The organism is Sinorhizobium numidicum (genome assembly GCF_029892045.1).
In the GTDB taxonomy this organism is placed as follows: domain Bacteria; phylum Pseudomonadota; class Alphaproteobacteria; order Rhizobiales; family Rhizobiaceae; genus Sinorhizobium; species Sinorhizobium numidicum.
On record NZ_CP120367.1, the window covers coordinates 1690930 to 1706161 of the forward strand.

The window sequence follows — 15232 nt, forward strand, 5'->3', positions numbered from 1 at the left end:
CGTGCGGCGAATTTCCCGGTGAGACCGGCGTGAAAGGCCGCTGCTGCGACATCACCTGATACACCATACTCATGAAACGCAGCTTGACACATCCACATTATGATGTCAGTTGTCTTACAACATCTCCAGGAACGGCGACGCGGCCGCGACAGCACCCAAGCGAGAAACGAGCATGCTAAATTTCGACGAACAGAGATTCCTGCGCATCCAATCCGGCGCCGTAGCGCTGTCGAAACGCCTGGACGAAGTCGTTTCCTCCTGCCTTTCAGCCGGCGCTGAAAACATCTTTTTTCTGGGGACCGGCGGCGCCGCGATCCTGATGCAGCCGGCAGCCCAGCTCTTGCAGCGCAGATCGCGTTTTCCGACGTTCATCGACATGCCTGCCGAGTTGGTCGTCACCGGGTCGGCTCACCTCACCGCAAAATCGATCGTTGTCATCCCCTCCCTCTCGGGAATGACCAAAGAAAGCGTTGCCCTTCTCGCCGGGCTGAAAGAAATCGGCGCCACTGTTCTGACCTTGGTCGGCCACGAGGAAACGCCGCTCGGCAAGGGTGGCGATCATGTCTTCGTCAACTTCGCCGAGGACGACACGTCCTGTGAGTCCTTCTATCTGCAATCGCTCCTCATCGCCCTTTCGGTGATGAAGCACCGCGGCGAGCTCAGCAATTACGATCAGCTTGTCGCGGAACTCTCAAATCTTCCGGAAATGCTGCTCCAGGCGAAGCGCGCTTTTGAGGACAGAGCGGATGGCTTTGCGAGGATTCTTGCCGGCTCCGACTACCACATTATCACCGGCGCCGGGAACGTCTGGCCCGAGGCCTTCTATTATGGGATGTGCATTCTCGAGGAGATGCAATGGATCCGCACCCGCCCAGTGCACGCCTCCGACTTCTTCCATGGCACACTCGAACTGGTCGAAAAGGAAGTTAGCGTCATTCTCTTCAAGGGCGAGGACGCACTGCGACCGCTTGCGGAGCGCGTTGAGAATTTCGCGCCCAACTACACCGACAAGCTGACGGTCCTCGACACGGCCGATTTCGAGCTTCCCGGCATCTCGGCGGAGGTGCGCGCGCTCGTCTCGCCGATCCTGCTCTCTACCGTACTGGAGCGCATCAGCGCGCATCTGGAAGTCATGCGCAACCACCCGCTGACGACGCGCCGCTACTATAAGCGCGTTGCCTATTGAGCGGCAGCTCGGGCAAGGATAGGCGAGGTTCCGAATGCGTCCGACGGCATTCGCGGGCTAACCGTCACGTTAGATGAGAGGCCCATGACGCATTTCCGCTTCGCAGCCGTCGGCGACAATTGCATCGATCGGTTCCGCCCACCCGTCGGCCAGTCGCTTGTCGGCGGGAATGCGGTCAACGTCGCGGTGCAGCTTGCCCGCCTTGGGCATCGCTCCTACTACTTCGGCGCCGTCGGTCGCGATGCGGACGGCGCACGAACGCGCCTGCTTCTTGAGGAAAATGGCGTACGAACAGAGCATCTTCAGGTTTGTCCGGGTGTCACCGCCCATACGGATATCGACGTTCTGGCGTCGGGCGATCGGGTCTTCGTTTTCGAGGATTTCGGTGTCTGCGCCGGCTACCAGCCGAGCGAGGGCGAAATAGCGATCCTGACAACGATGGACCATGTGCACATCGGCTGGATGGACGATGGCGGCGCACTCAGACGGACCCTCGCGGCCGCCGACGTCAGCGTTTCGCAGGACATTTCGGTCAATGCCGATCCCGCCAATCTTGGCGTCGAGGGTTTGGGCATTGCCTTCGGCTCAGCGGGCGATGATGAAGCTGCTGCGCATCGTCTGGCGGAGGACCTCCTCGGGCGCGGCGCACGGCTTGCCGTCGTCACTCGGGGCGCACGCGGCTCGTTTGCAAGCAACGGCAAGATCACGGCAAGTAAGGGGATTCGTTCGGTCGAGGTCGTCGACACCACCGGTGCGGGCGACAGCTTCATTGCAGGCTTCCTCGCTGCCCATCTCCAGGGCCTGCCGCTTGCCGACTGTTTGGCAGCCGGCCGCGACCTCGCAGCGTTTACCTGTGGCCATGTCGGCGGTTTCCCGCAACAACCCCAGCCGCTTTGACGACCGGGAAAATTGCGTCGTTCGCTTCACCGCTCGCCTCGACCTTTGTCTCAACTCCGACCGCTGGTGCCATCATTCGGCGATCGCTCGTCGAATGAATCGTTAACCATCTTGCCGATAGACGAGGTGATAGCCGAGCGCGGGGTGATTCGATGGACGCTGAATTGAACGAACGGACAAGGGTGGTCAAAAGCGGTGCTATTGTCGCCTTTCCTCTTGCGGCACGCGCCAGAGAGATCGATCGCTGCGCACGAGAACTCGATCGAATCCACGGAAGCGCTGCCGTCGATTACTGGAAGGCGGAATGCCGCAAGCTAGCGCAACAACTTTCGGCGCTCGGATTGCTGGAAGACGAGGTGCGCCATGAGATCATGGAGTTTCAGACGGAAGTTCAGATCGCAATAGCCTGCCGCTACCAGCCGCAATCAATCGCCAAGGGCCGATCGGAAAGCCTGACATAAAGCAAGTAGCCGCTTCTCGCGCGGGTCTCCGTGGCCGATGTAGTTGCGGCTGCGGTTTCGAACCTAGCCAATGCACCACGAAGCGTGTCAGCGGATGTTATAGCGGCCGAAACGCTCCTCGATGCGAGCCTGCAGAAATTCGAGCCCGATCGAAAGAATCCAGTAGATCATCGACGCGGTGATGAGCATCTCGATATGGCGAAACTCGGTCTGACCCTGGGTCCGAGCGAGATACATGATCTCCCAGACCCCGACGACGGAGACCAGCGAGGAATCCTTCAGCATCGCGATGAACTGGTTTCCAGTCGGGGGAATGATCACCCGCATCGCCTGTGGCAGGATGACGAGCGCCATCGTCTGGTTGGGGCTGAGGCCGAGTGCGGTCGCCCCTTCGGTCTGCCCGCGCGGAATGCTTTCGATGCCGGCGCGGAAGATTTCGGTCATATAGGCGCCATAGCAGAGCGAGAGCGCCAGAATGCCCGCCGGAACGGCGCTGATCACATACCCCACCTGCGGCAGCCCGAGATAGATGATGTAGATCTGCATCAGCAGCGGCAGCCCGCGAAAGAGCGAAGTGTAGAAAGTGGCGAAACCGTAGATGACGCCATTCTTCGACAGCTTCGCGATCGCCCCGGCAAGGGCGATGATGGTCGCGATGACGATCGAAATCGCCGAGATGTAGAGCGTGGTCACGACGCCTTGCGAGATCAGGAAGCCGATCTTCTTGGCGATGAAAGCGAAGGAAAGATCGAAGGAATAGAAGAATAGCATCAGCAGCGCGAAAAGCTCGAGCCAGACGCCCGCGATCTGCTGGCGGCGCGGCAATTGGCGAAGCGCCTTCCAATTGGCCGCAGCGATCAGAGGGATCATGACGGCGGCAACGAACCGCCCCATCGCCGGGTTGGCGGTCAGCCATCCGGAGGTTGCCGGCAGCAAGTGTCCTATCCAGGCGGAGCTGATCCCCATCCCGTAGAGCGATAGTGTCATCAAGCCTAGAACCAGGAAAATCCCGGTGCGCCGCGCGGCGTCGGGGTTGCTCAGTATCCAACGACCGATCATGTTCGCTCTCTCTCCGACGGTGTCATGCGGCGCGTTCGCGCCACCAGTCCTGGGCCTGCAGTTTCCAATAGGTCAGTTGCGCGACCGCAAGACCGGCAAGTCCACCGGCCCAAACCAGGCCAAAAGGCTGAAGCAGTCGGTAGCGGTCGGATTCGCCGAGAATGCCCTCCGCCACCAGCTTTCCGCCGATCGCGGTCGTGTTGAGGCCGTGGCCGCCGAAGGCGGTGCAATGCCAGACACCCGGCTGCATCTCGCCGATCTGGGGCATCAAGTGGCGCGCATAGGACATGAGACCGGACCAGGCGAGCTCGGTCCTGAGGCCGGAGAGCTGCGGATAGGTGCCGGTCATCTCGCGGCGCAGTTCTCTGGCAAGTGCTGCCGGTGACGCGGCGCGCGTCGTGATGCGACCGCCCCAAAGCAACCGCTTGCCGCTGTCAACAAGGCGATAATAGTCACCCGCGCGGCGGTTGTCGCCGATCGCATCCGTCGTCGCGATCGCCTCACGGATGAGGTCCGGCGCCTCTTCGCTCAGCATCACATAGGTAGCGATCGGCAGGAAGGCACGCTTCAATCGGCTGTTCAGCGAGCCCGTGTAGCCGCCTGTGGTGAATACGACGTGGCGCGCCCGCACCTGACCTTCAGCCGTTCGGACGATCTTTTCGGCACCTGCAAGTGCGCTCGCCGTCGCGGCGGATCGTTCATAGATCCTGCCACCCGACCGCTCGATCTCGGCAGCGACCCCGCGCAGGTAGTTCAGCGGATGCATGTGAAAAGCGCTTGGGTCGCGCAGCCCCTGGAAATAACGCTCCGACTTGAGGACGGAGCGCACCTGCTCGCGCCCCAGGTATTCGAGCTCATATCCGTAAGCCAGCGCCATGTGCTCCACATGCGCCTTCAGGCTCTCGCCGTCATCGTAACGCAGGACGCTCATCAGTCCCGGCTGTGGCCGGGCCTCCTTGATCGCAAGGTCGCGAATGGTATCGCGGACGAAGTCGACTCCCTCGATCGACAGAAGATGTATCTTACGCGCCGCCTCAGCGCCGGCGACGCGTGCGATCTGGTCGCTGCCGATGGCAAATCCTGGGCTGACGAACCCGCCGTTGCGGCCGGACGCCCCAAAGCCGATGCTTTCCGCCTCCAGCACAACGACGGCGTGTCCGGCGCGTGTAAGCTGCAGTGCAGTCGTCAGACCGGCAAGGCCTCCGCCGATGATGACGGCGTCGCATTCGGCCGTTCCGGTTAGAACTGGTCTGACCTTATCCTCTGCTAGCGTGCGTTTGTAGTAGGTATCGGGATAGGACATGATGTGCTCATGGGCTCGACGGCGTCGGAGACGAACCGGCGGCTATACCGCCTATCTCCTCAAATGCGCAAAGATCGCTGCAATGCTTTTTCTCTTCCGCGTGATTGCCCAGCCGGCATCGATCGGGGCAATCATGCGAAGCGTCACCTGCAGATACGGATCAGTCGGCGCTGTAATCCTTCCCGTACCATTTCGTGGTGAGGCTCGTGAGTGTGCCGTCCTTCTTCATCTCTTCGATGATGCCGCCGACCTTGGCAGTCCACTCGGGGTCGGCTTTCTCAGCAATCACGACGAGCGGCTCCTTGAAAGCATATTCGCCTTCAAGCACGCGCAGCGGGTATCCGTTCTTGATCGCGTTTTGAGCAGTCTGCTCCGGCGCGATTACCGCATCGAGGCGCACGCCGTTGCCAAGACGCAGGTCATCGAAGGGCAGCATGGAATCGGCAAAGGTACGGATTTCTCCCGGCTCGAGCTTATATTCGATCGGCGGCAGGTCCGGCGCATCGATTTCAAGCTGGCGTCGAACGAAATCCTCTGAGGTCGTTGCGGTCTCGACACCGATTACCTTGCCGTTGAGATCCGCGACGGATTTCGCCGGGCTGTCCTTGTGCAGGACGTATACGTATGGGCTGTAATAATAAACGCCGACGAAATCGATCACCTGGGCGCGCGGCTTCGTCGGAGTGACGGAGCCGACACCGAGATCGTAGCGTCCCTGCCAATGGCCGCCGGTAAGCGTCGCCCAATCCGGCGTTTCGAAGCTTACCTCAACGCCGAGCCGCTTGGCGATTTCACGCGACACGTCGATATCGAAGCCGACCAGTTCGTTGCTGTCATCGAGATAACTCTGGGGCGGCCAGCCGCTGTTGGTCGCGACGACCATTGCCTTCTTCTCCGCAACCCGGTCAAGGGTCTCTCCGGCCTCGGCCGTCGTATTGGATGCCAGCGCCGCGACGCCGAGCGCCAGATATGCAAACAGCTTCTTCACGCAATCCTCCTGTTCGATTGTCAGCCCTACATGTTCCCTCGTGTAAGATGTCTGACAACGTCATGTAGCGATAAGGAGGGGCCCAGAGTCAAGCTCAAGAGCCGTCATGATCGATGAAACAAGTTGATGACACCATGCGGATTGGTGATGACGTCGCGCTCGACGAGGCGCGGCAAGCGCATGCTTGAAAATGGAGCGCGGTCGCGAGGCGTAAGTGTTAGCGCCTCGCAAGCCCCCATCAGCACTGCGCACTGCAGCGCCGTGAGTCTTTTTCAGACGCACAAAGGATAAATGCAATAGGCGCGTCAGAAGGCGTTAATCTCAAGGAGTTGTTCGAACTTCGCTTTCCAATCAACTCACTGTCGCAGTCATTGTTGGCCCGTCCAACTGTGAACGCGGAACTGGGCCTCCTCAGCCGCCTTGATGAAGGCGGCACGTGCGACATCCGGTTCGTCAAACCCGTCGATCACGCGGTCGCATGCGGCGAGCGCGTCGCCTTTTGCTTTTCCGTCCGTCATCGGCCAATGATTTTTGAGGCAGAGGAAGGCATCCCTCGTGCTTTGCACCCTTAGCACGCGATCAGCCGCCTCCAGTATAACCGCTTCACTCCACAGACGATCCTGGGTCAGGCTTGGCATGACGACATTCCTTCGACCTGCGACGTTTCCGGGGCCCGGCTCCTCATGCCGTCAAGCACGAGACCGCCGAGCTCAGGGCTCACCCGGGTAATATCCGCCAGCGAAATGATCCCGGCTGCGTGGCGCTTCTCGTCGACGACCACAAGGCGGCGAATTTGGTGGTCGTGCATCTTCTGCGCTGCCAAGAGGATGCTATCGCCTTCCTCGCAGGATTCGGCCGCAACTGTCATGAATTCGAAAACCTGCGTTGATGTTGATAGCTGTTCGGCAACGACGGACGTTAGAATGTCGCGATCCGTGACGATGCCGAGAATCGTTCCCACACCAGGAGCCTCGACGGGCAAGGCACCCACGCCGGTCTCCTCCATCAGTCGCGCCACCGATTGCGCCGTGTCGGTTGGGGAAACCGTGAAGACCTGACGCGACATCACGTCCCGAACGCGGATCGATTTGTCCTCATTGCCGGCCATTGGCGAGACTCCTCCCACTGATCGATGCCGGCACTGCAACTTCTTCTTCCGTCGACTTCTTGAGGGGGAGATCGACCCGATGGGGCACGATGACCTGTGGCTGCCAGGAATTCCGCCGCTCTTTCTCCGCGTTCGGATTTTCAGGGGGCCGGAGGAATTTCGGGCGGTTTTGCTTCAGTCGATGTCGCACAATGCGGTCCCTTCTTTTCGCGTGATGCTGCGCGGCAAAAGCCACAGCTCTATCGGTAACGCGCCAACAGGGGAGCGGTTCCAGGATTTCTCCGACGTGTCTCTCGACCCCTGGGCTCAGTTCGGCCTCAGGTCGCCTCCCCGACGGCGGGATCTCTTTCCGCCCGCGCCATTGCGTCCTCCAAAATGGAGCTGATTTCCGCGGTCATGGCATTCTGCCTGGCGAATGCCTCGGAGGGCACCACGCCCGGGTCCTCCTCATGATCCTGAACGATCTGAGCGTCCTCGAGGACCCTGTTGATTTCCGTCCAGACGTCGTCGTGCCGTGCAAGGGCGGAAAGGAGGGCTACCAGGATTTCCCTATGGGCAGCCAAGCGAAACTCGAGATTTTCCATGTTTCGCCTCTTGAATCTCGCTGCGAGCGGGCGGCCCACGCATCGCTTCAGCAAATCGCTCGCGACGCCTCCGCGCCTTCAGCCTCCCTCCCGCTTTGAGCATATGAAGCCAAATAGTCCTGCAGTACTACTGCAGGACCTCCACCACCGTATGGGTCTTCGGATTAACAATGACCCGCTTGTTGTTCACGATGGCATAGGCAAAGTCGGGTTGGTCGGGAATTGGGTGAACCTCTACCACTTCAGGCAGCGGTGATCCGACGACGATCTCGCCTTCATAGGTAACGGAAGGTGTATTCTGTTCCAACACATAGGTCCTGACTTCGCCCGGCAGCACGACCGTTGTCTGCGCAATCGCCGACGAGCCGATCGAGACAAGCAGCGCGGCACCTATCACGGTAAACTTCTTCATAGTTTCCTCCTTTCTTGAAACCTCCCAAACCGACAGCAATGCCTTTGGTTCCGGCCGGATCGATTTGCGGAGATCGGCTATGAGGCTGCACAGTTTCGCGGCTTTCGTAGCCGCCGCTCCAGAAACCCGCCGACCGGAGCTCCGATACATCGGCTGAGCACCGTGACGGCCGCCGATATGCGCCGCGCGCTGCGAGTGAGCCTGGCATACCTTTTGGAAATATCGCCCGATCAGGAACCAAACGGTCGGACAGGCATTTTCTAACGTCACTTATATTCTTCTCTCCGGGCAGAAGGGCGATAGTCGACATGCCTGTCACCGGCGGACACGCATTGCATTCATCACCACAGATTGAAGAGCAGGTCGTCGATCTGATACCTGCATTACGGGCCTTTGCGCGAACATTCACATCGGCCTCCTTCGAGGCGGACGACCTCGTCCAGGAGACGTTGTTTCGCGCGCTGCGCAGCATCGATCAATTCGAACCGGGCACGAGCCTCAAATCGTGGCTGTTCACGATCATGCGCAATGCCTTCCGCACGCAATACAAGATCAGAACACGCGAAAGCCCCGGAAATACCAATTGTGCTGAACTGCCGATCCCGATGGCACCGTCGCAGGAATGGTCGGTCCTCAATGACGAGCTACGCACCGCGTTGGGGTGTCTGTCACCCGAACATCGGGAAGTTCTCGTTCTCGTTGCCGGCTTCGGGATGAGCTACAAGGAAGCAGCAGACATTTGCGATTGCGCGATCGGCACCATCAAGAGCCGACTCAGTCGCGCGCGCGACGAATTGACTGTGCAGATGCATGGAAATCCCCTGAACTGAGGGAGGAAAATTCGGGTATGCCTCTCACCTCTTTCGCGCGTTGAGTGCACCTTGCAGCTCTCGCGCGAGCTCAAGAAGACGTCGCGGCACTGCCTCCTTCTGAATTTCCCTCAGCAAGGATGCGATTCGCTCGTCCAGGGCCTTGTCCGCGCCCGCATCTGCCGAAGGCTTGGTTTCGCTCATTCGCTCATCCTTACTCACTCACAAGGACGTAGAATATTGTCCCCGGTTTCCAGTGTAAATCACCAAACGAACGCGCCAGTGATAGCATAGCACTTTGAATCCAGAGCGTTTTTCCACCTTCAAATGCTGCAGTTCCTTAAAAAGATGCTCCTGCCCCGGTGCCATTAACTCAGGTCGGCAAGGCGCGCGATAGGAAACGGCGTCAGGAAAGTTCCAATCGGTCCTCCACGCGGCTTTCCCCTGCTGCCTCGTGAACTTGACCACGAGGCAGCAACTTCTGCGCGTCCTAGAGGACGCGGCACTATCGGACCGGCGGCCTGGACTAGCGGCCACCTTGCGATCAGCCTTCGCCGATTGCAAAGCCTAACCGCAAGGATCGCTCAGGACTTCGAAACGTGTTCCTTTTTGCCCTTGCGCTTGGTCGAAGCCATTTCCTTGAGTTCTTTCTCAGTCATGGATTCCACCATGCTCTTGGAGGGGCCCTTGAGTTCACTCTTCTTCTTTTCGCCTCGCTTCGCGGCAAGCGCGGCACCGGCGGCCATTTGCTGCGCCTTCGATTTCGCAGGCATCTCTCTTCCTCCATTCGCGCGGCCCTGGAGCTCTGAGCAACATCCGGCGTTTCTGCCGCGCTCTGGCTCCGACGTCGCAGATTCAACACTCCTCGGAACCGGCGACATTCGATTATGTTCCGCGACAGAGTGCACGCCAGCGCATCGTTCAAGGACAAGGAAAACCGTTGCCGCGACTAGGCCGGTCGGCCCACCCGCGCCGTGACTGACAAGATCACTAGATCACGATGATTTTAGGTCGGATCGACCTGAAATCATGAACGTGATCGATTCTAATAAGTTGGCGCGGGATGCGGGCGGAAAACCGCGCACACTTTTCCTCATCCCGCGCTAGAAGCGCAGCTTTGCCGGGAAGTGTCTCCGCCCCACAGCGGTGCTCTGTGGCATGGCTGATTTGGCGGGGCTCCGTCGCGGCTTACTCCGAGCGAGCAATGCTCTTTGCCAGAATCTTGTCTATTCGCCTCCCGTCCATGTCGACGATTTCAAACCGCCAGCCATCGAATTCGAAGCTCTCGCCAATGTCGGGCAGGTGCCCAAGCACATGCAGGGCAAAGCCGGCGATCGTGTGATAGCCGCCGTCCTGCGGCCTCTCATCGAGCCTCAGCCTGTCGAAGGCGTCGTGCGCCGACATCATACCGTCGATCAGCAGCGAACCGTCGTCGCGTTCGATCACGGTTGGCTCTTCCGTTTCAATATCCGGCAAATCTCCGGCGATGGCTTCCAACAGATCAGTCTGGGTAACGATGCCCTCGAGACTTCCGTACTCGTCGACGATGATCGCAAGCCGGACCGGGGCGGATTTGAAGCGTTCAAGCACGCGGAAAACAGGCGTCGCCTCGTGCAAAATGAGCGGTTCCCGCACGACGCTGAGCGGATCGAGTTGCCTGTTATCAAGCAGTTGGTCGAGGAGATCTTTCTTCAGCACCATGCCGAGAGGTTCATCGATATTGCCCCTGCCGATGAGCAACTGCTCGTGCCGACATTCGCGGATTGATTTGAGCATGTCGGCCGGCCGGTCGTCCGCGTCGATCCAGTCAATGTCGACGCGAGGCGTCATGAAATCGGAAATTCTTCGGTCGCCCATGCTGAAAATCCGTTGGACGAGTTCTTGCTGTGCGACATCGAGGAGGCCTGCTTCGTGGCTCTCGGCGACGAGCAGCTTGAGTTCCGCAGGCGAATGCAGCGATGCCTCGCCCGTGCCTGAACGCAAGCCTACCAGACGCAGAACGATGTTGCCGAGACCGTTGAGAATTAGAATGGCAGGGCGCAGGAGAAACAGGAATATGCCGAGCGGCCGGACAACGGCGAGTGCCGTCCCCTCGCTCTGCTGAAGCGCCAAACTCTTGGGCGCCAATTCGCCGAGAACAATGTGCAATGCCGTGATGACCACAAAGGCAACCGCGACGGCAATGGCGTGCGAGCCGACCGAGGCCCAGGCCTGCGGCAGCACCGTCAAGAATGGCTCGATCAGATGAGCCAGGGCAGGCTCGCCGATCCAGCCGAGAGCCAGAGATGAGATCGTAATGCCGAGTTGCGTCGCCGCCAGATTGGCATCGAGATTGTCGATAGCGCGCTGGAGCGCCGTCGCATTCATTCTTCTTTGCGTCACCAGTTCCGCCACACGGCTGCGCCGAACCGACACCAGCGAAAATTCTGCCGCGACAAAAAAGCCGTTTGCGCCGACCAATAAGAACACGGCGGCGATTCCAAGGAAATCAACCAGGCTACTGTCAGGATTAGGCATGTTCTCCCTTCGGGCCGCCTGCGGGACCCAGCAGTTGCAACGAAACGCGAGTGTAACACGGCGACTTCAAGCGAGCATGTGATCCGCGCAACTCGTCACGTCGAGTCCTGTGCCCCCGTCGCCCTTCTGCCGGCAAGCGAACGCCTTTGCGGACTGCGTCGAATCAGACAACTCCCGGCACTCTACGGTCTCGAAGCAGATCTGCGGAACATTTAGACGCCTGCGTGGTTCACCGCCCGGAACGACTTCACAATGATACAGGCGTATCACCGCTCGTGCGTGACTCGCCGCCTTGCAGAAGAAAGTCGCCGACAATGCCAGACCTCTCCCGGGTTCGCGACCGTATGATCGACCTCCACCTCGCCCGCCGAGGGATCAGCAATCCCGACGTCATCGAAGCCATGCGGATCGTACCGCGCGAAGCTTTCGTCGACCCCGGTTACGAGGAGTTCGCCTATGAGGATTCTCCGCTGTCGATCGGTCACGGCCAGACGATTTCGCAGCCCTATATCGTTGCGTTGATGGCCGAAAAGGCTGAACTCGAGCCGGGCGACATCGTCCTGGAGATCGGTACCGGTTCGGGCTACGCGGCCGCCGTCATGAGCCGCATCGCCGCGCATGTCTATTCGATCGAACGACACGCACCATTGGCCAAGGCGGCGCGAAAGCGATTTGCCGAGCTTGGATACGACAATATCGACGTGCGCGTCGGCGACGGGACGAACGGCTGGGCGGAAGTCGGACCGTTCGATGCCATAGTCGTAGCGGCCGCCGGACCGGAGGTCCCCCGTGCCTTGAAGGAGCAACTCGATCTCGGCGGCCACATGATCATCCCGGTGGGCCAACAGGACGAACAGCGGCTCTTGAAGATAACCCGAGTGAACGCCACCACCTTCGAAGAGCAGGATCTTGGGGGCGTAAGATTCGTGCCGCTCATCGGCGACCAAGGCTGGAGGGAGGAACGGACCGAACCGGCTGGACGGCGCGTGCCTGCGCCTAGTCTTGCGGAATTGATCGCCGAAGCGGCGGAGCCTTTGCCCGACTTCAGCGATCCGGCCTTCGGGCGCCTGTTCGATCGATTTGGCGATCGGCGTGTGGTGCTGCTCGGTGAAGCCAGCCACGGTACCTCCGAGTTTTATCGCGCTCGCGCGGCAGTTACGCGCCGGCTGATCGAAGCGCATGGGTTTACGATCGTTGCCGTCGAAGGGGACTGGCCCGATGCAGCGGCGGTTGATCGATATGTTCGCCATCGCGCTTCCCGAAGCCCGGCGGATGCTCCATTCCAACGCTTTCCCACCTGGATGTGGCGCAATCGCGAGGTGATGGATTTCGTCGATTGGATGCGCAGTTACAACGCCGATAAGCCTGCGACTTACCGAACCGGTTTCTATGGCCTCGATATCTATAACATGCGCGGATCCATCGCCGCCGTCCTTGCCTACCTCGACAAGGTCGATCCGCAGGCCGCAGCCATTGCCCGGGAACGTTACGGATGCCTGACGCCCTGGCAGAACGAGCCGTCGACCTATGGCCGCGCCGCGCTGACACGAGGTTTCCGCAAATGCGAGGAGGCGGTGATAAGGCAATGCCGCGAACTCCTCGAACGACAACTTCGATCAGGCGAGGAGGATGGCGACGATCTTCTCGACGCCGCACAGAACGCTCGCCTGATCGCCTCGGCCGAACGATATTATCGCATCATGTATTATGGTGGTGCCGAGTCTTGGAACTTGCGCGATACGCACATGTTCGAGACGCTCGAACATGTGCTTGAGGGGCGGGGGGCCGATTCCAAAGCGGTCGTCTGGGCGCATAATTCCCATATCGGCGATGCGCGCCAGACGGACATGGGAACGGTTCGCGACGAACTCAACATCGGCCAGCTTTGCCGCGAACGGTTCGCCGACCAGGCGGCATTGATCGGTTTCGGCACGCATAGCGGAGAGGTAGCGGCAGCGAGCGATTGGGACGGCCAGATGGAGGTAAAGACGATCCGGCCTTCACATGAGGACAGCTACGAGCGGCTCTGCCATGACTCGCAGGTTGACCGGTTCCTGCTCGATTTTTCCCGCGACGACGCCCTTCGCCGGCGCCTTCTGGAGCCGAGGCTGGAGCGATTTATCGGAGTGATCTACAGGCCGGAGACGGAACGCCTGAGCCACTACGCCTATGCCTCCCTGCCGCAGCAGTTCGACGCTTTCGTCTGGTTCGACAGGACGACACCGGTAACGCCGCTCCCACCTGAGCATGTCAGAGAGGGCGTGCCCGATACATTCCCGTTCGGCCTGTAGATGACGGCCGATGGCCGTGCCTCGTCGCGGGACACCAAGAGTCAAGCTCAGGCAGAAGGGCTTTCGCTAATCGTTGCTGATCTCGAGTGTCTTGCTGAAGATCAGGGCGATAATCGTGCTTAGAGCGCCGGAAAGCAGGTAATATCCGGCAAAAGCCAATCCGAAGCGGCTGGTCAGGCCAAGAGCCACCAGCGGGGCAAAGCCCGCGCCGATCAGCCATGACAGATCGGACGTCAGTGCAGCGCCCGTATAGCGGTAGGCCTTGCCAAAACGCGAGGCAAGGGCCCCCGCCGCCTGGCCGAAGGACAGGCCCAAGAGGCTGAAGCCAATGATCACGAAGGCGTCTCTGCCAGCGCTTCCCGCCTGAAGCAGCATCGGTGCAATGAAGCTGAAGATCGCGATCAGCACCGCGCAGACACCGAGATGATTGCGGCGACCGATCCGGTCGGCGATGAGCCCGGAAGCGACAATCGCCCCGATGCCGCAGATCGCCCCGAGGAACTGCACCATTAGGAAAGAGCTTGCGCCGTGATCGGTGTAGATCGTGACCCAACCGAGCGGAAACACCGTGACGAGATGAAAGAGCGCAAAGCTTGCCAGCGGAACGAAGGCGCCGATCAGCACATTGCGACCATGCAATCTCAGCGTCTCGATCACAGGCCTGGCTTCGAGCTCGTGCAGTTCCAGCAGAGTGCCGAATTCCTTCGTCATCACGAGGCGCAGGCGCGTGAACAGCGCAACGACGTTGATTGCGAACGCGACGAAGAAGGGGTAGCGCCATCCCCAAGTGAGGAAGTCCGCCTCGGAAAGAGATACGAGGAAATAGGCAAAAAGCGCACTGGCGAGCATGAAGCCGATCGGAGCTCCAAGCTGCGGGATCATCGCATACCAGCCGCGGTGGTGTTGCGGGGCGTTCAAGGCGAGTAGCGAGGCAAGCCCGTCCCAGGCGCCGCCGAGTGCGAAGCCCTGACCAAGACGGAAGATCGCCAGCAGACAGATCGACCAGGCGCCGAGCGTCTCATAACCCGGCAGGAAGGCGATAGAAGCCGTCGAACCGCCCAGGATGAAAAGCGCAATCGTCAGTTTCACGCCGCGGCCGTAGGTCCTGTCTATCGCCATGAAAACGAGTGATCCGATCGGTCTGGCGACAAAGGCAAGCGCGAAAATGGCGAATGAATAGAGCGTTGCGGTCAGCCGATCCGGAGCAAAGGGAAAGAAAAGCTGCGGAAAGACGACGACCGAGGCGATGCCAAAAACGAAGAAATCGAAAAACTCGGCAGCGCGCCCAATGACGACGCCGATGGCGATATTGCCGGGAGCAACGGATCTGTCGTCGTGAATGCGCCGCGCGTCGCGTTCCATCGAAGAAGACGATGGCCTTAAAGACTGCTGCATTGCATTGCTCATAAAGCGCCTCCCGGTTCGAGAGCGTCTTCACAAGCCGCCCTCAAAAGGGGATGTTGATCAATCAACCGATCATATCAAGTGCCGAACGCCGAAATAGTGCGTTTGCCGTCTCGAAATCTCCAAAGACTCGGCCAAAACTTGCGAAGCGGAAGCCGCCCGACCGACAGCGATTTATGCGCTGCAATGCACAAGATTGCTGCGGTGCGACCA

General features: G+C 59.9%; 16 protein-coding genes. 5 read left to right on the forward strand and 11 right to left on the reverse strand.

The window, feature by feature from the left end:
• Window positions 1–172 precede the first annotated feature (172 nt).
• The 3 genes from PYH37_RS08085 (at window position 173) to PYH37_RS08095 (ending at window position 2544) form a co-directional block, all read left to right on the forward strand.
• Window positions 173–1186 carry an SIS domain-containing protein gene (locus PYH37_RS08085; protein ID WP_280730911.1) on the forward strand — a complete coding sequence of 338 codons (1014 nt, stop codon included), beginning with the start codon at window positions 173–175 and terminating at the stop codon, window positions 1184–1186.
• A gap of 84 nt (window positions 1187–1270) precedes the next feature.
• Complete coding sequence (locus PYH37_RS08090) at window positions 1271–2083, forward strand: PfkB family carbohydrate kinase (protein ID WP_280730912.1); 813 nt, start codon at window positions 1271–1273, stop codon at window positions 2081–2083.
• Between the two features lie 152 nt (window positions 2084–2235).
• Complete coding sequence (locus PYH37_RS08095; protein ID WP_280730913.1) at window positions 2236–2544, forward strand: DUF6074 family protein; 309 nt, start codon at window positions 2236–2238, stop codon at window positions 2542–2544.
• Between the two features lie 87 nt (window positions 2545–2631).
• Here PYH37_RS08095 and PYH37_RS08100 read toward each other — a convergent pair whose 3' ends face one another.
• The 7 genes from PYH37_RS08100 to PYH37_RS08130 form a co-directional block, all read right to left on the reverse strand.
• A complete protein-coding gene (locus PYH37_RS08100) occupies window positions 2632–3603 on the reverse strand; it encodes an amino acid ABC transporter permease (RefSeq protein WP_280730914.1) in 972 nt (323 codons plus the stop codon).
• Between the two features lie 22 nt (window positions 3604–3625).
• On the reverse strand, window positions 3626–4906 hold the full coding sequence (locus tag PYH37_RS08105; RefSeq protein WP_280730915.1) for an NAD(P)/FAD-dependent oxidoreductase: 1281 nt from the start codon (window positions 4904–4906) through the stop codon (window positions 3626–3628).
• Between the two features lie 160 nt (window positions 4907–5066).
• On the reverse strand, window positions 5067–5894 hold the full coding sequence (locus tag PYH37_RS08110; protein ID WP_280730916.1) for a transporter substrate-binding domain-containing protein: 828 nt from the start codon (window positions 5892–5894) through the stop codon (window positions 5067–5069).
• Between the two features lie 368 nt (window positions 5895–6262).
• Window positions 6263–6532 carry a DUF982 domain-containing protein gene (locus PYH37_RS08115; RefSeq protein WP_280730917.1) on the reverse strand — a complete coding sequence of 90 codons (270 nt, stop codon included), beginning with the start codon at window positions 6530–6532 and terminating at the stop codon, window positions 6263–6265.
• Window positions 6520–7002 (reverse strand): CBS domain-containing protein, encoded by a 483-nt coding sequence (locus tag PYH37_RS08120; RefSeq protein ID WP_280730918.1) that lies wholly within the window; start codon window positions 7000–7002, stop codon window positions 6520–6522. Before PYH37_RS08120 ends, PYH37_RS08115 begins: the two co-directional genes overlap by 13 nt.
• Window positions 7003–7319: 317 nt before the next feature.
• A complete protein-coding gene (locus PYH37_RS08125) occupies window positions 7320–7586 on the reverse strand; it encodes a hypothetical protein (protein WP_280730919.1) in 267 nt (88 codons plus the stop codon).
• A 127-nt stretch (window positions 7587–7713) separates the two neighbouring features.
• A complete protein-coding gene (locus PYH37_RS08130; protein WP_280730920.1) occupies window positions 7714–7998 on the reverse strand; it encodes a DUF1236 domain-containing protein in 285 nt (94 codons plus the stop codon).
• 308 nt (window positions 7999–8306) lie between these two features.
• Between PYH37_RS08130 and PYH37_RS08135 the strand changes: the two genes are divergently transcribed.
• A complete protein-coding gene (locus PYH37_RS08135) occupies window positions 8307–8828 on the forward strand; it encodes a sigma-70 family RNA polymerase sigma factor (RefSeq protein WP_280730921.1) in 522 nt (173 codons plus the stop codon).
• A 24-nt stretch (window positions 8829–8852) separates the two neighbouring features.
• Here PYH37_RS08135 and PYH37_RS08140 read toward each other — a convergent pair whose 3' ends face one another.
• The 3 genes from PYH37_RS08140 to PYH37_RS08150 all read right to left on the reverse strand — a co-directional run bounded on the left by PYH37_RS08140 (window position 8853) and on the right by PYH37_RS08150 (window position 11324).
• Window positions 8853–9011, reverse strand: a complete 159-nt coding sequence (locus PYH37_RS08140) for a hypothetical protein (protein WP_280730922.1) — start codon at window positions 9009–9011, stop codon at window positions 8853–8855.
• 380 nt (window positions 9012–9391) lie between these two features.
• The gene (locus tag PYH37_RS08145) at window positions 9392–9580 is read right to left on the reverse strand and encodes a DUF3008 family protein (protein WP_280730923.1); all 189 of its coding nucleotides are present in this window, start codon (window positions 9578–9580) and stop codon (window positions 9392–9394) included.
• A gap of 415 nt (window positions 9581–9995) precedes the next feature.
• Complete coding sequence (locus PYH37_RS08150; RefSeq protein WP_280730924.1) at window positions 9996–11324, reverse strand: hemolysin family protein; 1329 nt, start codon at window positions 11322–11324, stop codon at window positions 9996–9998.
• Window positions 11325–11638: 314 nt separating this feature from the next.
• Between PYH37_RS08150 and PYH37_RS08155 the strand changes: the two genes are divergently transcribed.
• Window positions 11639–13615, forward strand: coding sequence for a protein-L-isoaspartate(D-aspartate) O-methyltransferase (locus PYH37_RS08155; RefSeq protein ID WP_280730925.1), 1977 nt, complete (start codon window positions 11639–11641; stop codon window positions 13613–13615).
• 66 nt (window positions 13616–13681) lie between these two features.
• Here the strand turns inward: PYH37_RS08155 and PYH37_RS08160 are convergent, their stop codons facing one another.
• Window positions 13682–15022, reverse strand: coding sequence for an MFS transporter (locus PYH37_RS08160; protein ID WP_280730926.1), 1341 nt, complete (start codon window positions 15020–15022; stop codon window positions 13682–13684).
• Window positions 15023–15232 lie beyond the last annotated feature (210 nt).